Genomic DNA, 18,956 nt, shown 5'->3' on the forward strand with positions numbered 1-18,956 from the left:
GAGCCGGCCTATGGAGGCGCACATGGTCCGGCGCATGGATCGCCCTGTGCTGCGCGTGCACGTGTCGTTCGAAGCGACAAGAACCGGCCCCCAACATCTGCTCGAGGCCTACGCCCGCCTTGTGCCGACGATACGACGCTGCGCTACTATCGTTGTATCGGCGGATGGCTATCGCTTCGGCGGCCACTCCGTGTGCGACAACTCGCCGGTGCGCGGCGATCACTTGGAAGAAGCGGTGTGGGATCAGTGAAAGGTCTCCTTGAGGACCCGCGTCGCGTGGCCGACGAATACCGCCGCCGCCTCGTGCAAGTTCGCGACGAAACCCGCGAGCCGGATGAGATCGCCCGCCTGGAGCGACAGATAGCCAGCTTGCGTCGCGGCATCGGCCGGCTGATCGACAGCTACGCCGAGGGCGTCATCGACAAGGCGGAATTCGAACCGCGTATCGCTGGCTGAAACAACGCCTTTCCCAGCTTCAGGAGCGACACCAGGCGGCGGTCGAAGTGGCTGAGAAAGAACGCGAACTCTCACTCCTCATCAGTCGTCTGGAAGACTTCTCCGCCAAGGTGACAGCGGGGCTTGCCGGCCTTGATCGGACCGGCATGCAGCAGATCATCCGCACTGTGGTTCGCCGGGTCGAAATCGACGACGCGCACATCGAGATCATCTTCCGGGTTTCCCCCGCTCGATGGCCCCGCCGGCCCAAAATCACCAAGCCAATGACCATTTCCAGGCAACATTGTACAGCGGTTGACAACCCAGCGGCGCGGCAGGACCTCGAAGCCTTTGGCTTTGTCCGTCCGCTTGACGATCTCCAGGGTGAACGTGCCGATCTTTTGCATCGCGCCCTTAAGCTTCGGCCCGGCATAGCCGCCGTCGGCGAAGACGTGTCGCAGCCACGGCCAGCGTTCGAGAATGGTCTTGAGGGCAGCCGGTGCGCCGTCCCGATCCTGGATATCGGCGGCATGGACGACGAGACCGACCATCAGGCCGATGGTGTCGACAACGATGTGACGCTTGCGCCCGTTGATCTTCTTTCCCGCGTCGAAGCCCCGAATTCCGCCGCTTTCCGTGGTCTTGACCGATTGGCTGTCGATCACCCCCGCCGTGGGACTCGCTTCCCGACCCTCAGCCTCGCGCGCCGCCATGACGAGGCTGTTGCTGATGGTCCGCAACAGGCCCTCCTCACGCCAGCGATAGAAGTACTTCTGCACCGTTGAAAAGGGTGGGAAGTCTTTCGGCAGCAATCGCCACGCGCCGCCGGACGAGGCGAGGTAAAAAAGTGCGTTCATGACCTCGCGCAGGTCCGTCTTGCGCGGCCGGCCGATGGGGTTCGCCGACGGCATCATCGGCGCAATCAGCGCCCACTCCGCATCGGTCAGATCGCTTCTCTATTCGGCTGGTAAAGGTCAAGCGCTTTCGAACTTTTCCGCTCCTCCGGCTTTTGGTGTCTTTCGCAGGGTCTTGCTTCTCTCCGGGATCGGCCTTTGCCCCTCCCACCATGGGGTTAGAATGATGAAGTAGAACAATCTTGCATGCGTTCTGAGCGTCATTTCACGACCCCGAACAAAGCGATCTTCGAACTCACTTCACCATCGTCCTGCGATGGACACCTATCCGCCGGGTTGCGGATCCATTTATCTCCTTTTCATGCCGCGCGGTTATCGATTGAGATCAGATGGCGGCTGGCAATTCATCCCGCGTCCAGCAAAATTCAGTGCCGTCACTCATCATGCGATGCATGATGACCGCCAGCCTGCGGGCGAGCGCGACAATGGCCTTTTGCATGCCGCGCCGTTTGGCGACGTTCATCGCCCAGGCCTTCAGCCATGACCATTTTCTCACATTGATCATCAAGGTCTGGGCCGCTTCGTAAAGCAGCGTTCGCATCATCGCGTCACCGCACAGCGATATACATCCAACACGCTTGCTTTCTCCCGACTCGTTGAGTTTCGGCGTCAGCCCCAGTATCGGTCCAACAGCCTTCGAGTTCTTGAACCGCTGCGGAATGTCGATGGTGCTCGTGAACGCCAGCGATACGACGGGACCGACACCGAGGATCGTCATCAGAAGCCGGCACATCTCATCGTTGCGCGAGATGTCCAGAACCTTCTTGTGCAACCGGGAGAACTCCTCACGCAACTTACCCCTCGCTGTCAGCAGCGGATCCATGACTTCCTGAAGATCCGCCATGTTATCGACCAACTCGCGAATCCGCTCCTCGAATTTGACAACTCCAACGTTCCCGACCTTCAGCCCAAAATTGCGCAACAGTCCGCGAATGTCGTTTTCAATGGCGATCGCCTTTCCTTGCAGCAGCTTGCGCGCCGTCAGCAGAGCTCGCCGCTTCTGGCTCGACAGCGTTTTGACATGCACGGGACGGTACAGATTGACCCGCATCATGTGCGCGATGCCACGTGCATCATTGCGGTCGGTCTTGTTCGGCTGAGCCTTCAGGAAGGCTTTTACATGGCGCGTTTCGATGCAAATCACCGGTAGGCCGGCCCTGGCTAGGGCCTCGAATAGCCATTGCGATAAAGGTCCGGCTTCAAGGCCAACCCGCTCAAGATTCCAAGCCGGATCTCGCAACACCGCGATCAGGTCATCGGGGTGGCTGGGAACCTTCACCTCTCGGCAAATCTTGCCCGCTTCGTCGACAATGCAGATGGCGGTCTCTTTAACCGAGACATCAAGGCCCGTATAATGCTTCACGCTGCGCTTCCTTTCCGATGCTTGTGGCTGTTGCAAAACATGACCACGTTTACCATCGCTCGAAGCGCAGCACCTTTCTCCTACCATCCACCGCCGTCCAAGGTGAGGCTCAAGCCGGATACCCCATCTTGCGTAGCGACCGCAACGCCGCTCATAATGCGCACGGGTGATTTCAGTCCAGGCCATTGTGATCTCCATCGAATCTCGCAAATCCGACGGAACCACAACCTGCTGAAATCACTCAAATCTTTTTGGAACGGACACTCAAGAGAAATACGGCGAAATGGAAATTCATCGCATTTATTTAAAATATCGCATGATTACAAGGACAAGAGGACGAGATATAATATTCGTCGTTCATGTTCGAAAGATGATACAACAGCTTATACCCTATGCGCTTATTCGTTCCCAACGGTCATCAACGATTGCCTACTTCACGTTCGCCGCATCGTTGATGAATCTGTCGCACCATCGATATACGTCATTGTTAAGAAGATGATTCATCATTTTCTTCCATCGCCGCTTGCGTTCACTCAAAGGCATGTCCAAAGCAGTATCTATGGCTGCCGCAATGTCCTGAACATCGTCGGGATCGACCAAAAGCGCCTCGGTTAACTCTGCTGCGGCTCCTGCATGCTTTGAGAGAATAAGCACACCAGGGTTTTTTGCGTTCTGAGCCGCGACATATTCCTTAGCGACCAAATTCATACCGTCTCTTCTCGGAGTGACCAATCCGATCCTCGCTATGCGGTAGAGCCCTGCAAGAACTTCTCGAGTTTGAGGACGAGTAATGTACCTAATTGGCACCCAATCCGTAGTTCCGACACTCCCGTTTACCCTCCCAATCTCTTCCGCCACCTTCTTGCTTAGGTCTTTGTATTCAGGCACTTCAGAGCGCGAGGCGGGCGAGATTTGAAGGTAGGTAACCTTTTTACAAAGCGATCCGCGGCTTTTTATGCACTCTTCCACGCCGAGTATACGGCTTTCGACTCCCTTAGTATAGTCGAGCCGGTCGACACCGATCAAAAGTTTTTGCCCGCTTATAGATCTCCGCATATTGCTTAAATGATCTGACTTGATCGCCTTCCGCGCTAGCTGAGCAAAAGGTCGTGTTTCGATCGATACGGCATACGCAGATATAAAGTTGCTGCACCTCGGCTGGGACGAGCTTGACAAAGCAGCGCCTTTGTTAATAAGCCAATGAACTCCGTTGTTGAAATTCTGGACATCGGCAGGGGTTTGGAAACCGATCGTATTGTAATGCTGCAACTCCATCACAAGCTTTTCGTATGTCCGGCCGATGTGTTGTTTTCCCTCAGGGATTGCATGGAATAAATCAGCGCTGGGCCACGGCACGTGCAGAAAGAATGCTAAGCGATTTTCACAGCCACGCTGCCTTAGCTCCCGTGCAAGCGGAATGAGATGGTAGTCATGAACCCAGACAATATCCCCTTTCTCCAAAACCGTGAGCAAATTAGTGGCAAAGAGCTCATTTACCTTATCATAGACGCGCAGGTACTCGTCTTCGAACGCGACCAATTCGATGCACGAGTGAAGTAGAGGCCACAGAGTCCGGTTCGAGAATCCATTATAATAACCGTTCAAGTCGCCACTTGTCAGATCCATCGTGGCGTAGGTCACGTTGTTATAAGTAACAGATTCCAACGCCCCCTGGTCACCGGTGGCACAGGTCCGTCCAGACCACCCCATCCAAACCCCACCTCGTTGCTTCAGTACTGCAAGCACTGCCACGGCCAGACCGCCAGGGCTGTTTCCCTCTGAGCGATCATTGGTCACACGGTTAGACACCACTATGATGCGCTCGTGTTTTTCGTTGGCATCTAGTAAGTCGCATGAATTTCGTCCACAGAACGAGATATTCATATTTTCTCTTGGTCGTAAAAAGTGGGAATACTGATGCGCTTCTCAGGCCTTAGCGATGCACGGCCATAAGGAGTAAACGTTCGGTATATAACGGGGTCATTCGCCCAATACAATTGAGCATGTTAAGATTGGTCCAAATGTCGTATACCCCTTCGGATATACGAACGACGTGGTATCGTATAATTCCGCGAGACTATGTGACTTTTGGTGATCCAAATCATTAAAATAGCAACCAAGAGGACGTTTTCGGCGGACAACATCATGACGTAAACCTCACTAGGAGTTGCCCCAATGCTTCCACCATTTAGTTCACTGGAAAAGACGCCGTTTCAAGCCAGCGGTGTAGGGATGTCTTTTCTGTGGTAATTCAAACTCCTCTTGTGTCTTGCCAAGGGCCAACCTGTCGGTAGCTTTTCAAGTTGTCCGGTTTTGGTAGTGTTGTTGCCCCCGAATGATCGGACACGATCAGGGTTGGGTTTGATCCGCGATGAACTCGCGGGGTGAACGATAGCCGAGCGCCTTGTGCGGATGAAGGCTGTTGTACAACTCAGCGACGGAACACCCACGGGACCAACCAACGCGAGCTTCTTTATCCATGGCATCCCTGGGCTGAGCGGCAAGTCTTTATCCATGAAGTGATCGAGAAGGGTGACGCGTCGGTCTTCCGCTGCACCCTTTCTGGCCAGGTATTTGATCGATGGTTGGAGGTTCCGGCGTGGATGTTCGATCGGGCCCCCAGCGCGAGCTGGCGTATCACTACTGCTCCGCACGTCGACCTTGCCGCGCTCGGCGCCTTGGCGTCACTGCTCCGGGACACGGGTGCCCCATCGCAATCACAGGAGATGGGCGCAGCATTGGGCTCTCACGACGCGAATCGGGGAGATGTCCATGCCGCGCCAGCCCACGACATACCAGTTCGATCTGTTCTCGAAGCTGAACGACGCCGAGACGGTGCAGACGCCGCAATGGCAGGCGCTGCCCGCCGAGACGCGCCGATCAGTGACGAAGCTGATTGTCAGCCTGATTCTCGATCACGTCGACAGCGACCGCACTCCCGGACAGGAGGAGGTGCGTCATGATGCATGAGAAGATCAGGCCGCACCATCTGGAGCGCAAGGCGATCTTGTATGTGCGGCAGTCGTCAGCCCATCAGGTCCTGCACAATCGCGAGAGCAGCGCCCTGCAATATGCGATGCGCGATCGCCTGACGACGCTCGGCTGGTCTCGCGTCGAGACGATCGACGACGATCTCGGACGTTCGGCCGCTGGCGGCGTTGCACGCGCCGGTTTCGACCGGATGGTCGCCGAGGTCTGTCTCGGCAACGTCGGAGCGGTTGCGGCACGGGAGGTATCGCGCTTTGCCCGCAACAGCCGCGACTGGCAGCAGCTCATCGAGATGTGCCGCGTCGTCGACACTGTGCTGATCGACCAGGAGACGGTCTATGCGCCGCGCCAGGGCAATGATCGGCTGCTGCTGGGATTGAAGGGGAGTCTCAACGAGTATGAACTCGATCTTCTGCGCCAGCGTTCGATCTCGGCCCGCTACCAGAAGGCCCGCCGCGGCGAACTCGTTGTTGCAGCCCCTGTGGGCTTCGTAAAGGTCGGTGATCGCCTGGAGAAGGATCCGGATCGCCGCGTGCAGAAGGCCATCACACTGGTGTTCGACAAGGTCGGCGAACTCGGCAGTGCCCGGCAAGCCTTGATGTGGTTCCTCGAGCATGGGCTGGATTTGCCTGCCAAGCGCAACAACGGCGATGTCGTCTGGCGTCGGCCGAACTATGCCACCATACACCGGATGATCGAGAACCCGATCTACGGCGGCGCCTACGCCTATGGTAAGCCGCGTGCTGCGCCCGGATTTGGCCCATCCGCCGTTCGAACAGGTACCCGACGCAGGACGCGCGAGGAATGGCTTGCTCTGATCCCGGGCAACCATGAAGGCTATGTCAGTTGGGAAAGCGCTGAGGCGATCCGCAAGATGGTGAGCGACAATGTGACCACGGGCAGGCATCACGGAGCGCCCAAGCATGGCGACGCGCTGCTGGCCGGTCTTGTCCGCTGCCGGCGCTGCGGCCGCAAGCTCACGGTGCGATACACGGGCGCCAAGCACAACATTCCGCGCTATTCCTGCTGGCGGGGCCTGCTCGACAATGGCGAGCCGCGCTGCATCGCCTTCGGCGGGCTGCGCGTCGACGATGCGATTGAGGGAGCACTCTTACGTGTCGTCGAGCCCGGCGCGATTGCTGCCGCCGCCGAGGCCGAGGCGCAGGCAGCCGGTCGCCGCGAACAGGTCCGGGACGCCCTCAGCCGCGATCTGGAAGCTGCCCGCTACTCCGCCGACCGGGCTTTCCGGCAATATGACGCCGCCGATCCCGAAAACCGGCTGGTTGCGGCGGAACTGGAGGTGCGATGGAACCGCGCCCGCGTGCATGTCGGCGACATCGAAAGCCGGATCGCTGCCCATGATGCAGCGACACCGAAACCGTCACCTGTGGTGGGAAAGGACATCGCTGCGCTTGCCGGAGACCTTCGCACCGTCTGGTCGGCGCCGACGACGGATGCCAGGCTCAAGAAGCGCATCGTGCGCACCGTCATCCAAGAAGTAGTCGCCGATATCGATGATGAAGCCTCCGAGATCGTCCTGCTGATCCATTGGATCGGCGGCGTCCATAAAGAACTGCGTCTGCCGAAACGGCGACGTGGCCAGCGCAATGCGACCTCCGCCGACATCATCGCAGCCATCCGGCAACTGGTGCTGATCGCCAGCGATGACCTGATCGCCGGCATTCTCAACCGGAACGGCCTGGTAACTGGGCATGGCAATCGCTGGACACGGGAGCGGGTCACTGCGCAGGTCGCCTCACAAGATCCCGGTCTTCCGTCCGGCGCTGGACGGCATTGAGCCATGCCTCAATCTGAACAAGGCGGCGCGCCTCCTCGGCGTCTCACCGAAGACCCTCAGGCTCGTCGCCGAATCCGGCGAGATCAAGGGTATCCATCCCCTGCCGGATGGCCCATGGATCTTCAAGCGATCAGAACTTGGAAAGCCGGAAGCCCAGCGGATTGTTCGTCGCGCGCGACAAAACCCCAAATACCCCGCGGGATCGCATCCCGATCAGCAAAACCTATTCGCTTCAACGACATAGACAGATGGGTGTTATGAAACAGGATTGTAGTCCTCTTTCCATGAGTTGATGGCGCTGCGGGCTTCGGACAGCGTCGAGAACAGCGTGTCGTTCAGGCACTCGTCCCGGAAGCGCCCGTTGAAGCTCTCCACGAACGCATTCTGTGTAGGCTTCCCAGGCGCGATGTAGTGCCATTCGACGCCGGTTGCCTGATTGCGGCGCGGCAATCAAAGTGAGAGGACGCATTGCCTCGTCTGAATTGCTCCTGAATGTTAAGCCGTTGCCTCATCTGATCTGCTCCCGGCAGTGGTGTGGCAGGAGCAGATCAGATGAGGCGGGTAAGCGTGGCGACACGGAATGAATTGGTAGATGCGGTGAGGGAGCGTTATGTGCGGGGCGGCCGTGCCGAAAGGCGCGCATTCTCGATGAATTTGTTGCCGTGAGCGGGTTTCACCGCAAGCACGCAATACGGCTGTTGCGGAAGGGCCCGTCTCCGTCTCGTTCAGGGCCGAGGCCCGACCGCCGCATTTATGACGATGCCGTTCGTGAAGCGCTGATCGTCATCTGGGAGGCGTCGGACCGGATCTGTGGCAAACGATTGAAGGCGCTGGCTCCTATTCTGGTCGAGGCGATGGAACGTCACGGACATCTTCGTTTGACCGCGGAAATCCGCACCCGGCTTCTGACGATGAGCGCGGCGACAATCGACCGCGTTCTTGGCGAGGCTCGAAAGACCGCAGGAGGACGGGCACGACGCCACAGCGCGGTATCCACGGCGCTACGACGGAGCATTCCGATCCGTACTTTCTCCGACTGGCAGGACCCTCCGCCCGGATTTGTCGAGGCTGACCTGGTGGCACACAGAGGCCCGGTGGCGAGCGGCAGCTTTATCCAAACGCTTTGTCTCACCGACATTGCAAGCGGGTGGACGGAATGCGCTCCCCTGCTTGTCCGCGAGCAGAAGCTGCTGAGCGAGGTGCTGACGGAACTGCGGCGGCTCCTGCCGTTCCAACTTCTCGGCTTCGACACGGACAATGACAGCGTGTTCCTGAATGAGACTGTGCGCGATTACTGCCGGGACGGCGGGGCATCGAGTTCACCCGCTGCCGGCCTTACCGGAGGAATGACCAGGCATTTGTCGAGCAGAAGAACGGCGCCGTCGTTCGCCGCATTGTCGGCTATCGCCGGCTGGAGGGACTTGAAGCCGCCGCAGCCCTGGCGCAGCTCTATTCGACGGTGCGGCTGTTCGTGAACTTCTTCCAGCCGTCGTTCAAGCTGGCTGAAAAGGAACGTGACGGTGCCCGGGTGCGCAAGCGGTATTATCCTCCGGCAACGCCCTGCCAGCGGCTGCTGGAGGATCCGCGGACCCCGGAATCCGTTCGCATGAAGCTGTTGCAGATATATGGGCGGCTGGATCCCGTCAGGCTGCTGAGGGACATGAGATCCGCACAACGGCGTCTTGTCGCCATCGCCGATCAATCGCCCACGCCGGCGCCCATGACCGAGCCCGCGCTCGATCGGTTCCTCTCAGGATTGCGAACAGCGTGGAAGGAGGGCGAAATCCGCCCCACCGCGAAGCTGAAACCAAAGCAAAAGCGAGAACGGCGGCGACCTGATCCTCTTGCAGGAGTGACCGACGAATTGCGGGCTTGGGTTGACGAAGAACCGTGGCGGACGAGCCGGGAACTGCTTGAACGTCTGCAAGCGGAGTACCCAGAGAAGTACCCCGATCTGCTTTTGCGCACGCTGCAACGCCGGGTGAAGATATGGCGCAAAGAAAAGGCTCACACGATGGTGTTTGGCGCGCCGCCGTCGGTCGCGACCGTCAGGACAATGGCCAGCTGAACGGCCGCAGCCGTGGGGAACATCCTGGTGAGGCAACGGATGAATTGTTCAGGAGCATTCCATCGTGAGGCAATACGACCTCTCTCCCAGATTGTCGCGCTATAGCCTGATACCATCGCAGGATCGCCATCGAGGTCAGCTCGGTGCCGTTGTCGGAGACAATCGTGTCCGGCCGACCACGCCAGCGGATGATGGCATCCAGCTCGCGCACCACGCGCAGGTCCGACAGCGAGGTGTCGGCGATCAATGCAAGGCATTCCCGCGTGTAGTCGTCGACGATGGCGAGCACCCGGAATCGACGGCCATCGGTGAAGGTGTCGGAGACGAAGTCCAGGCTCCATCGAGTGTTGGCACGATCGGGCACGAGCATGGGCCTGCGCGTGCCCAGCGCCCGCTTGCGTCCGCCGCCGGCGCACCTGCAGCTTCTCCTCCCGGTAGAGGCGCCGGAGCTTCTTCTGGTTCATCACGATGCCCTGCCGGTCCAGCATGATGTGGATCCTGCGGTAGCCGAACCGCCGGCGCTCCGCCGTCACGGCCTTCATCGCCTCGCGCAACGGAGCGTCGTCCGGACGGGTGCTGATGTAGCGCACCGTCGAACGGTCGATGTTCAGAGCCTGGCACGCCCGACGCTGGCTCACCCCATGCACCTCGCAGGCATGAGCCACCGCCTCCCGCTTCGCAGCGGGCGTCACCATTTTTTTGCGGCGACATCCTTCAGGATCGCGTTGTCGAGCATCTGCTCGGCCAGGAGCTTCTTCAGCCGGGCGTTCTCGTCCTCCAGAGCCTTCAGGCGACGGGCGTCGGACACCTCCATCCCGCCGAACTTGGCCTTGAATTTGTAGAACGTCGCTGCCGAGATGCCGTGCTTGCGGCAGACATCCGCCGTCTTCGCACCGGCCTCCTGCTCCTTCAGCATCCCGATGATCTGCTCTTCCGTGAACCGCGAGGGTCGCATCGTCCGTCTCCGTGATCGACGGACTCTACCCAAATCTGGAGGAATTCAGGGTCTCAGGTCAACGCCACAAAGCAGCGCTGGAAGTGCTCGGCATCGAGGCTGGCGAGGATGCCCCCAGGATGATCATGGGCCGGCACGCCATCGGCAAAGGGACGAAATCGGCGCAGCAGATCGAGCTTCTTCTCGCCAAAGCGCCAGATGTCGGTGATGGCTTCCGCCCCGGCGCATGAAACGCGCCGGACAGGCCGGCGCAGATGGCCGCGAATCTCCTTGCCGGTCGGGGTCTGCTAGGACGCAGGATTATGGCGACCGGACGTCAGCCGCGGCGTCGTAGATGTGGATCGGCCGGAAGCAACGCTCGTCGTAATGGGCGTTGAAGAGCGAGAGCTGCTGATGGCCGTGAACGACATCAACCGTGTCGTCGATGTCGAGCGTCACGCTTTTGGAGCGGCGCGGCATAGCTCGACAGCCACAGATCGACCAGCACCCAGCCGAGCCGGACGACGGTGAGCAGGTCAGGCAGGTTCTCCAGGCGCGAGCAGGTCGGCTGCGAGCACAGATCAATCCCGCTGTCGGGCAGCCGCCCGCAGGCAAGCTTGAAGGCCGGGTCGGTGCGCAACCGGCCGAGATCGTTGGCATCCTCGTAGCCGCATGCGATCGCAAAGATGCGGGCGCGCAGAATGTCGGCACATCGGCGCGGCAAGCGCGCGGTGGAAGTATCCAGCGCGATCCGTTGAATACGGGGGCGAAGGTCGACAAACTGGCGCTACACCTCAGGGCCGCCGCCCGGCCGGCCTCCAGCCCCGATGGCGGATCACCGGCAACGCCTTGAGGCTTGGCTCGCGGCATCGCTGGACATTGAAAAACATCCAGCGCACGCACTGGAGCAGGATTGCCCGGTACGTCCTAAAGCGTCCCCGGGCGGTTTGGTTATTCGCGCATTTGGTCCTCAGGCAATTGTCCCTCGTCGGTGGCTGGTAGTTCGGTCTTCACCTTTCTCCTCCTCTTCCCTTCCGCTCCCGGTGGTTCGTCTTGTTCTTCCTCTGTCACTTTGGCATCCAATTGGTATTCCTTTTCAATAACCGCGCGAAAGCCAGTGTCTTTGTCGTTCAATGCTGCCGAAATCAGCTGGTCTACGATTTCGGCACCCTCGGATGGTGATTTGACAACGCCCTGCCCAAGCCTTCCTATCGCAAATCTGTAGCATTCATTATTGATCTTGTTCACCGGCTTCTTGTATTTGAACAAGTTATCTTTCTTTACGAAAGCCCTCAGTACTGGTCGGACATCAGTTAGAAACGATTCAACCGATCCGTTCGGTCTCAATTTGATCTCAGCAAGCAATTCCAAACCGTTCTTCATTTTTCTGATGTGTCCCTCTTGTGTTTGCCGTCTCATTCGTTGCTTCGTTTGCCATTTCGATTCCCTTTAAAAGGCACTAAGATAGCTCGGAAGGGTATGGCAGGGTCATGATAGTCGTTGATGTTCGCGTCCACTGCCCAGCGTTGGTTGCGTTCGGCTTCGCTGATGCCCGCTTTGGACCCACTGTGGGAACCCAACGGTCAGGTCGGCCGACCGTAGAAGTCTGCTGATGTTCAACCATTGAAACTCTCTGTGAAGCTAAACGCGGAATGTCTTGTTGCTTCGACTATACAGAAAGGTCCGAAGGAAATGCCGTGAAACTCACGTGAAAAAACGAGGGCAGGTTCCACCATCGTGGGTCACAGCCGCTCAGCGCGGATCACGAGTGAAGCGAGCCGCCATTCCAATTAGTCGTCTGGTGAAACGGCATCTTCGGCGTCGCATCAGCGATCACCGTCGGCTGGAAGAACGAACCACCCAGCGCATGCGCTTGCCGCCGGCGACGACCTTGCCGCCCTTTGCGGTGGCGCGTCAGCGATCAGTTCCTCGACTTTTCAACCGGCCTCTGTCGAGATTGGTGATGACGAAGCGGGTGTCGAGGCCGCGGGTGGTTGCCTCGATGCGGGCGCAGACGCGAGACTGGGGGTCAAAACAACAGCAGTTCGAAATCATGGGATGGAAGGCTCCCGCTCCGACCCCAACAACGAGCTGTAGGTCGGTTCCGGCCTCGAGAATGGCGTGCAACAGGGGCCGCTGATCGACGAGAAGGCGTTCCCAGCATTCGCGGGAACAAAGCCGATCCCGCTCGATGCCGAGATGTACAAATGGCGTCATCTGATCGAGAATTTCTTCTGCAAGCTCAAAGAGTTCAAACGCATCGACCATGCGCGCCGACAAAACCGACCAGAGCTTCAATGCCATCATTCATCTCGCTGCTGCCGTCATCACTCCAAATGAATCTCAACAAACCCGCGCCCAAGTTCGAGTGATGCGCGGAGTTGGCAGGGGGAAGCGCGCCGTCAGGGTCTCGAACTCCGACCAGCCCATGCGCCGGCTTTTCTGGCTGCGCCGTCTCAGACACCGTTAGCCATATCCGGCGCATTTGCCGATGGAATCCGTTGAGCGCTGGGTAGTTGTGCGGCCTGCCGCGTCGCCGTAGTGTCCACGCAGAACGGCGGCGAACCACCTGTGCTGCGCAGCCAGTGGCGCGTGCATGGGCCGCCAGGCACGCCATGTGGGGGCTCCGCCCGGCCGGAAGCCGTAGGAGAACCCCAGGAAGTCGGCCTCGTGGACAGCACTCAGCACCTCAGCCCTCGCGCTTTGGACGATCTTGTCTTCCAGCGCCGGCACCCCGAGAGGCCATTTACCGCCACGGCTTTTGGAATGTAGACCCGCCGCACCGGCTGTGGCCGGTGGCGACCGGTGTGGACCCGTTCGCAGAGATCGTGGAGGTTACCCTCCAGTCTCTCTTCGTACTTCGCCACGGTTGTCCATCGACCCCAGCACTCGCCTGCCGCTTGTCGCCGGAACGCCCGATACAGGGCGGCCTCGTCGACACGATGCCGCCAGGGCCGTAAACTGGGTTTGGGCAGCCTGCTTGGCCGCCGCGTTCACCTGCTCGACGTTCGGCGGCAAGGCAACCCGGCTCTTTGTCCGGACCTTGGCTTCCTCGCGCAGGCTCCCCTCGGGCTGGTCCCTTCCCTCCACTCGCCTCGTTTCCTTCGACGGCTTCATCAGTACTATGAACCAGTCCGACTCCCGACCTCAGCTCGGACAGCAGCTCCGGCGGTGCCTTGCTGCTGTCCCCCGCTGGAGACCAATCCAGCGGACCCGGTCGGGCCTCTCATGTTCCGATGATTACCTTCCACGTGATCCGGCCATCGACCCCGGCGGAGCGGCATCGTCTCGCATAACAACGATGCATGCTGCCTTCGTGAAACGGGAACACACACGGCCTCCGCGACCATCCACCTTTCGAGGCTCATTCCCGCACCCCGCATGGCTCCTGTCTACACTTCAGACCCCGCGTTGCCGCGACGCCCGCAAGACTCGGTCCCGGCTTGCCTGCTACGGCTTTGGCCGGATGGGACTTGCACCCACAAGCCACCATCAGCTTGGCATGACGTACCCCCGCCGGGTAGATGCTATGGGGCGAGCGGCGAGGGTGTGGCATCCTTCGGCGCTGTCAAAACCACCATCAGAAGGAGGCGCCCCATGTCGCAATCTTTTGACACGAGCCGGTCCCTTACCGCTCTCGAACAGGATAACACGATCATCGCCGTCATCGAAATCAGCAAGGCGAAGTGGCTCGTCGCCGCGCTTGTTCCGGGTCTCAAGCGCCAGCCGCTGAAGAAGATCGATGCCGACGCGCCAGCACTGTTGAAGCTGCTGCAGCGCTGGCGCGACGAAGCCGGCCGGGCCGGGCATACGATCAAGCGGATCGCCGTCGCCTATGAGGCGGCCGGCGACGGCTTCTGGCTGGCGCGCTGGCTGCGGGCGCACGGTATCGATGCCTATGCCATCCATCCCTCGAGCGTTCCAGTGTCGCGCGAGCACCGCCGCGCCAAGACCGATCGTCTCGACACCGAGCTTTTGATGCGTGCCTTTCTCGGCTGGCTGCGCGGCGAGAAACGTCATTGCTCCATGGCTGCGATCCCGACACTCGAAGAGGGACGCGCGGCGGCCGAACCGCGAGCGGGGGACTCTGGTCGGCGAGCAGACGCGGCTCATCAACCGCGCCAAGGCGATCCTCGCCCGCTTCGGGGTCCGCAGCTTCCGGCTGAGCCTGCGCCAGGCGGCGGACAGGCTGGAGAGCATCCGAACGGCGGAGGGAACGCCGCTGCCGGACAACACCCGCGCCGAGCTCTACCGCTTCCTTGAGCGCCTTAACCTCGTGCGCGCGCAGATCCGCGCCATCGAACAGGAGCGCCTGCGCCGGCTGGCGGCTCCGGCTCCGGCTCCGGCTGCGGAGAACGGTCACGCGATGGTTCGCCTGCTGGCGCGGATCATCGGCATCGGCGTCGAGACCGCCGACATGCTGGTCCACGAGATCCTGTCGCGCCCGTTGCGCGACCGCCGCGCCGTGGCGCGCTATGCTGGGCTGACAGGGTCGCCAGACGAGAGCGGCCAACGCCGCCGCGAGAAAGGGCTGGCGCGCGCCGGCAATGCCCGCGTGCGGCGCGGCATGATCCAGTTGGCGTGGCGCTTTCTCCTGTTCCAGAAGGACAGCGACCTGGCCCAATGGTTCCAGGCGCGCACGAGCGACGGCCGCAAAACCACGCGCAAGACGATGATCGTGGCGCTGGCACGCAAGCTGCTGATTGCGCTGTGGCGTTTCGTCACCGCGGGCGAGGTGCCGCAGGGCGTCATCGTACGTGCGGCGTGATGGAGGCACGTGGGAAGAGGGAGAACAAGGCACACCCCAATTGGCGGGCCCGCAGCAGGGTCTGCCGATGACGATCCGAGGTGGCGGCAACCCGAAGCTACACATGGTCCTTCGGACCGCCGGCGTAGAATGGGCCCCGCCGCCCCGGAGCTTCGCCACCGATGCGCATGCTGCATCATGGTCAGATCCCACTGCGATCTACCGCATACAAGTCTGCCGCGCGACCTTCGCGCCTGGCTCGGCGAGCTCGCCTCGGAAATCTGTCGTCGGCATTTGGCCCCCACTGGAAACGGCTCGTGCCGACCCGGAAAAGCCTGCCGCCCGTGCTCGTGACCGTCAAGGACAAGTCGCTTCGCGATGGGGGCCTGCGGCCCCACCCTTGACCGTCACTGCGCGCGGCGGCCAGTTCGAAGCCAGGTCGGCACGATAGATGGTCGCCAATCGGCCCGAACGAGGAGATGAGGAAACGAACCAGGAGCAAGCTTGACAATCATCGCCCCATACAGGTGTAGCTCGGCGGTAGTGAAGCCGTTCGCGCGCGCGCCCTCGATTGACCCGATGACGATCACTTGCCCCGGGCCAAGGGCATCCTGAGTGTTGCGCAGTTAAAACGAGCAACAGGAACGAAGTTCTCATGTCGGCAGCAAGGAAGTTTATCGGTCTTGACGTTCATCAGGACACAATAGCACTGGCGGTTGCTGAGGAAGGTGGCGAACTCCGCTTCTTTGGTACGATTGCCAACAGTGCGGACTCGTTGAAGGCAGCATTGGGACGGATTTCGCGGGATGGTTCGGTACTACGGGTTTGTTACGAATCCGGCCCCTGCGGCTTCATGATCTTCAGGCTGCTGAACAAACTCAGCATCGACTGCGTGGTGAGTTCGCCTTCCTCAATGCCGCGGCGGCCTGGTGATCGGGTGAAGACCGACCGGCGCGATGCACAGACGCTGGCCCGCTTGCTGCGCGCCGGCGAGTTGGTCGCGGTTTGGGTGCCAGACGAAGCACATGAGGCTTTCCGCGATGTCGTGCGCGCTCGCCGGCAGGCGAAGCAGGATCTTGCGGCCGCCAAGACAACACTCAAAAGCTTCCATCTGCGGCATGATCGTCGATTCCCGGGCAAGGCAATCTGGGGTCATAGACACTGGCGCTGGCTCTCGGAGCAGACCTTTCCCTTCACTCACCAGCAGTTTGTCTACGAGGAATACAAGCGCCGCATCCATGAACTCCAAGATCGTTGCGAAAGGCTAGAACAGGTCTTGAAGGAGGCTGTAGTCGAATGGCCGATGGCCCCTGTTGTCGAGGCACTGCAAGCTCTGCGCGGCATCAAGTTCATCGCGGCCATTACGTTTGTGGCTGAGATCGGTGATCTGCAGCGCTTCGACAACCCAAAGCAGCTCATGGCCTGGATCGGATTGGTTCCAGCCGAGCATTCCAGCGGCAAGCGCATCAAGCGCGGCGAGATCACGCGCACCGGCAACGCAGCCGCACGTTCCATGCTGATTGAATCGGCATGGCATTATCGCTTCCCTGCTCGTGAGGGCCAGGCGCTGCGGAGCGCAGCGCTAAGATTCCCGATCGTATCCGCTCGATCGCATGGAAGGCGCAGGTTCGTCTCTGCGGCAAATTCCGGAGATTGGCGGCCTCGGGTAAGCGGACGGTCAAGATCGTCACCGCAATCGCCCGCGAGCTGGCCGGGTTCGTCTGGGACATAGCACGTCAGTTGCCCTCGCCTGTCGGAGAGGCACGAGGGTAGCGCGCGGAGGGCGAAGCTGGTCGGGGTTGCGGAGTCCGGAGCGCGCGGGCAGAAAAAACACGGAGGTGACGAAGGAATATAAAACAGGGACTTGGCTGGCGTGCTGCGCGCCCTGATTGACGCGGACAATCCTCGATACGGCGCGGGGGCAGGGAGTAACCGATGCCCGCTCAAATTGAAGGAGGAAGGTCCACGACGGAAAAGGGTCGTGCGGTCAGCCAATCCGCGAATGGGTGCTTGATCAATCGTCGTCAGACAACAGGTGCGCAGCACACCAGCCCGGTCCTCATCAACAAGCTTGCAACCGGCAGTTGCCGGATGCCACTATCCAGGAAGCCTCACATGAGGAAGGTTGGGTCAAGTAGATACTTCATGATCCCATTGGAACTTGCCTTCTTCATCGGATCCGCGGTCTGAGCCCGGTTATATGACGCGGCTCTCCTATCCGAGCCTGATCAACCTCACATCCGGTCGCCGCTCGGAGCGGCCGCACCAATATCCCGCATTCTGCGGGCAAGGGCTCAGGAGGACGAGACCATTCTACGTCACGGCGTTTTTGGCCAAGCTTCCTGCCGGTTCGTCCGCCTGGATCCGCCAGGGCTGATCAGGCCCTGAGGAATGGATCATAATGTGATCGCCAGTTTACTGGCAGTTGGCTTTCGTCACCGCCCCCTCGATGACGACGCCGGCGTTGATATATTTCCACAGGGCAACCAGCAGCTTGCGCGCGAGCGCGACGATCTTGGACTTCTTGAAGCGGCCGGCACTTCGGTGCACCCGATCCTGGAACCAGCGAGCTAGTGCGGACTCTGGTTGGTAGCGCAGCCACAGCCAGGCCAGTTCGATCATCGTTGTTCGCATTCGGGGATTGCCGGCCTTCGAGACGCCCTGTTCGCGGTCAATTGATCCGCTCTGCCAAGGCGTTGGCGCGAGGCCTGCATAAGCGGCGACCTGTCTTCGATTGTCGAAGTGTCGGAATAAGCCCTCTGTATGGAGGATTGCCGCGAACTCAGGGCCGATCCCCCTGATATCGGTCAGCATCGCTGCCGGCGCAGGCATGGTCGCCTTCTCCTTGGCCAGAAGCGCATCTCGCTCGATCTCTACCGCCTTGATCTGTTCGAGCAGCAACTCCAACCGATCGAGTTCACGGCAGATCTGAGCCTTCAGATGGACAGGCAGCGCCCGGCCGTCGCCGGTCCTAAGTTCCTCAAGGCGCTTCCGCCGATCGCGGTGCAGCGGCTCGTAATCGGAGATCCCTTGGCTGAAGAGCAACCCCTTGAGGCGATTGACATGAAGCACTCGCTCGGCGATCAGCACCTTGCGTTCGCGCGTGATGCGGCGTCGGTCCTCCTCCTCGATTGTTGGCACCCTGACCATTGAGCAGACGCGCGGTTCCCCTCGCTTGTATGCCAAAAGCGTACGCACCAGTGTCTCGCCATCGTTCGGTCGGACTTTGCTCGACGCCGCCAGCGCGAGATCGCAATCGAAGCCGGATCAACGATATGGCTTTCGATCCCCTCGGTCCCCAGCATACGATGGATCCAGAAGCCGTCGAGCCCGGCCTCCTGGATCACAATAATCGGAAAGCAGCGCCCGGTCCGAGCCCGCGCCTTCCTGCTGAGCTCGGCAAACCGCTCCAGCAGTCCAGCGATGTCGCCGCCCGCCAGCACTCTGGCAGAGTGTGCAGGTCGCTATCCACTCCTCATGGGATCTACGTCCAAGGCATCTCGCCCGCTATCAGGCCGACGGTGCACGACAAGACCTATCCCAGTGCAGAGCGCAGCGTGAACCGCTTCGACGCAAAACAGAAGCGGACAATGATGTTCTACCAAAACCGGACAACTTGAAAAGCTACCGACAGCTGGTCGCAGTGGGCGTCGGGGGTCAGGTTCATGGTTCTCTTCGAGGTCGGTACTTTGACCGCATCACCGCCGAG

At 60.2% G+C, this 18,956-nt stretch carries 8 protein-coding genes and 10 pseudogenes; 8 read left to right on the forward strand and 10 right to left on the reverse strand.

What is annotated here, in order from left to right:
- Positions 1-22: 22 nt before the first annotated feature.
- Both AC0L3D_RS19555 and AC0L3D_RS19560 read left to right on the forward strand, forming a co-directional pair.
- A complete protein-coding gene (locus tag AC0L3D_RS19555; RefSeq protein ID WP_473645550.1) occupies positions 23-250 on the forward strand; it encodes a hypothetical protein in 228 nt (75 codons plus the stop codon).
- Positions 251-276: 26 nt separating this feature from the next.
- Positions 277-456, forward strand: coding sequence for a hypothetical protein (locus AC0L3D_RS19560; protein ID WP_473645552.1), 180 nt, complete (start codon positions 277-279; stop codon positions 454-456).
- 290 nt (positions 457-746) lie between these two features.
- Here AC0L3D_RS19560 and AC0L3D_RS19565 read toward each other — a convergent pair.
- The 3 genes and pseudogenes from AC0L3D_RS19565 to AC0L3D_RS19575 form a co-directional block, all read right to left on the reverse strand.
- Positions 747-1,382 (reverse strand): annotated as a pseudogene (locus tag AC0L3D_RS19565) (IS5 family transposase); the annotation flags it as partial.
- A 292-nt stretch (positions 1,383-1,674) separates the two neighbouring features.
- A complete protein-coding gene (locus AC0L3D_RS19570) occupies positions 1,675-2,712 on the reverse strand; it encodes an IS110 family RNA-guided transposase (RefSeq protein ID WP_473645554.1) in 1,038 nt (345 codons plus the stop codon).
- 429 nt (positions 2,713-3,141) lie between these two features.
- Entirely contained in the window at positions 3,142-4,596 is a 1,455-nt protein-coding gene (locus tag AC0L3D_RS19575; RefSeq protein ID WP_473645556.1) for an alpha,alpha-trehalose-phosphate synthase (UDP-forming), read from the reverse strand.
- An 888-nt stretch (positions 4,597-5,484) separates the two neighbouring features.
- On the opposite strand from AC0L3D_RS19575, the gene AC0L3D_RS19580 reads away from it, so the two are divergent.
- Together AC0L3D_RS19580 and AC0L3D_RS19585 are read left to right on the forward strand one after the other, a co-directional pair.
- Positions 5,485-5,682 (forward strand): hypothetical protein, encoded by a 198-nt coding sequence (locus AC0L3D_RS19580; protein WP_473645558.1) that lies wholly within the window; start codon positions 5,485-5,487, stop codon positions 5,680-5,682.
- A complete protein-coding gene (locus tag AC0L3D_RS19585) occupies positions 5,672-7,498 on the forward strand; it encodes a recombinase family protein (RefSeq protein ID WP_473645560.1) in 1,827 nt (608 codons plus the stop codon). Before AC0L3D_RS19580 ends, AC0L3D_RS19585 begins: the two co-directional genes overlap by 11 nt.
- A 267-nt stretch (positions 7,499-7,765) precedes the next feature.
- Here the strand turns inward: AC0L3D_RS19585 and AC0L3D_RS19590 are convergent.
- Positions 7,766-7,924, reverse strand: a pseudogene (locus AC0L3D_RS19590) (integrase core domain-containing protein); the annotation flags it as partial.
- A 126-nt stretch (positions 7,925-8,050) separates the two neighbouring features.
- Here AC0L3D_RS19590 and AC0L3D_RS19595 point away from each other — a divergent pair.
- A pseudogene (locus tag AC0L3D_RS19595) lies at positions 8,051-9,566 on the forward strand (transposase).
- A 112-nt stretch (positions 9,567-9,678) separates the two neighbouring features.
- Here the strand turns inward: AC0L3D_RS19595 and AC0L3D_RS19600 are convergent.
- From AC0L3D_RS19600 to AC0L3D_RS19620, 5 genes and pseudogenes are all read right to left on the reverse strand, one after another.
- A pseudogene (locus tag AC0L3D_RS19600) lies at positions 9,679-10,521 on the reverse strand (IS3 family transposase); the annotation flags it as partial.
- Positions 10,522-10,574: 53 nt separating this feature from the next.
- Entirely contained in the window at positions 10,575-10,775 is a 201-nt protein-coding gene (locus tag AC0L3D_RS19605) for a transposase family protein (RefSeq protein WP_473645569.1), read from the reverse strand.
- A pseudogene (locus AC0L3D_RS19610) lies at positions 10,752-11,206 on the reverse strand (transposase); the annotation flags it as partial. The gene AC0L3D_RS19605 and the pseudogene AC0L3D_RS19610, both read right to left, overlap by 24 nt.
- 245 nt (positions 11,207-11,451) lie before the next feature.
- On the reverse strand, positions 11,452-11,883 hold the full coding sequence (locus AC0L3D_RS19615) for a hypothetical protein (protein WP_473645562.1): 432 nt from the start codon (positions 11,881-11,883) through the stop codon (positions 11,452-11,454).
- Positions 11,884-12,304: 421 nt separating this feature from the next.
- Positions 12,305-12,437, reverse strand: a pseudogene (locus AC0L3D_RS19620) (aldehyde dehydrogenase family protein); the annotation flags it as partial.
- A gap of 241 nt (positions 12,438-12,678) precedes the next feature.
- Here AC0L3D_RS19620 and AC0L3D_RS19625 point away from each other — a divergent pair.
- The 3 pseudogenes from AC0L3D_RS19625 to AC0L3D_RS19635 form a co-directional block, all read left to right on the forward strand.
- A pseudogene (locus AC0L3D_RS19625) lies at positions 12,679-12,829 on the forward strand (transposase); the annotation flags it as partial.
- Positions 12,830-14,097: 1,268 nt separating this feature from the next.
- Positions 14,098-15,268 (forward strand): annotated as a pseudogene (locus AC0L3D_RS19630) (IS110 family RNA-guided transposase).
- Positions 15,269-15,902: 634 nt separating this feature from the next.
- Positions 15,903-17,020 (forward strand): annotated as a pseudogene (locus AC0L3D_RS19635) (IS110 family RNA-guided transposase).
- 642 nt (positions 17,021-17,662) lie between these two features.
- On the opposite strand, the pseudogene AC0L3D_RS19640 reads toward AC0L3D_RS19635, so the two are convergent.
- Positions 17,663-18,681 (reverse strand): annotated as a pseudogene (locus AC0L3D_RS19640) (IS110 family RNA-guided transposase); the annotation flags it as partial.
- Positions 18,682-18,956 lie beyond the last annotated feature (275 nt).

The sequence above is a fragment of the Mesorhizobium sp. WSM4837 genome, from assembly GCF_055811435.1.

Bases quoted from the DNA above. Each gene is read 5' to 3' on its own strand.
- AC0L3D_RS19575 (WP_473645556.1), bottom strand. From the start codon at position 4,596: ATGAATATCTCGTTCTGTGGACGAAATTCATGCGACTTACTAGATGCC.
- AC0L3D_RS19615 (WP_473645562.1), bottom strand. From the start codon at position 11,883: ATGAAGAACGGTTTGGAATTGCTTGCTGAGATCAAATTGAGACCGAAC.
- AC0L3D_RS19585 (WP_473645560.1), top strand. From the start codon at position 5,672: ATGATGCATGAGAAGATCAGGCCGCACCATCTGGAGCGCAAGGCGATC.
- AC0L3D_RS19580 (WP_473645558.1), top strand. From the start codon at position 5,485: ATGCCGCGCCAGCCCACGACATACCAGTTCGATCTGTTCTCGAAGCTG.
- AC0L3D_RS19555 (WP_473645550.1), top strand. From the start codon at position 23: ATGGTCCGGCGCATGGATCGCCCTGTGCTGCGCGTGCACGTGTCGTTC.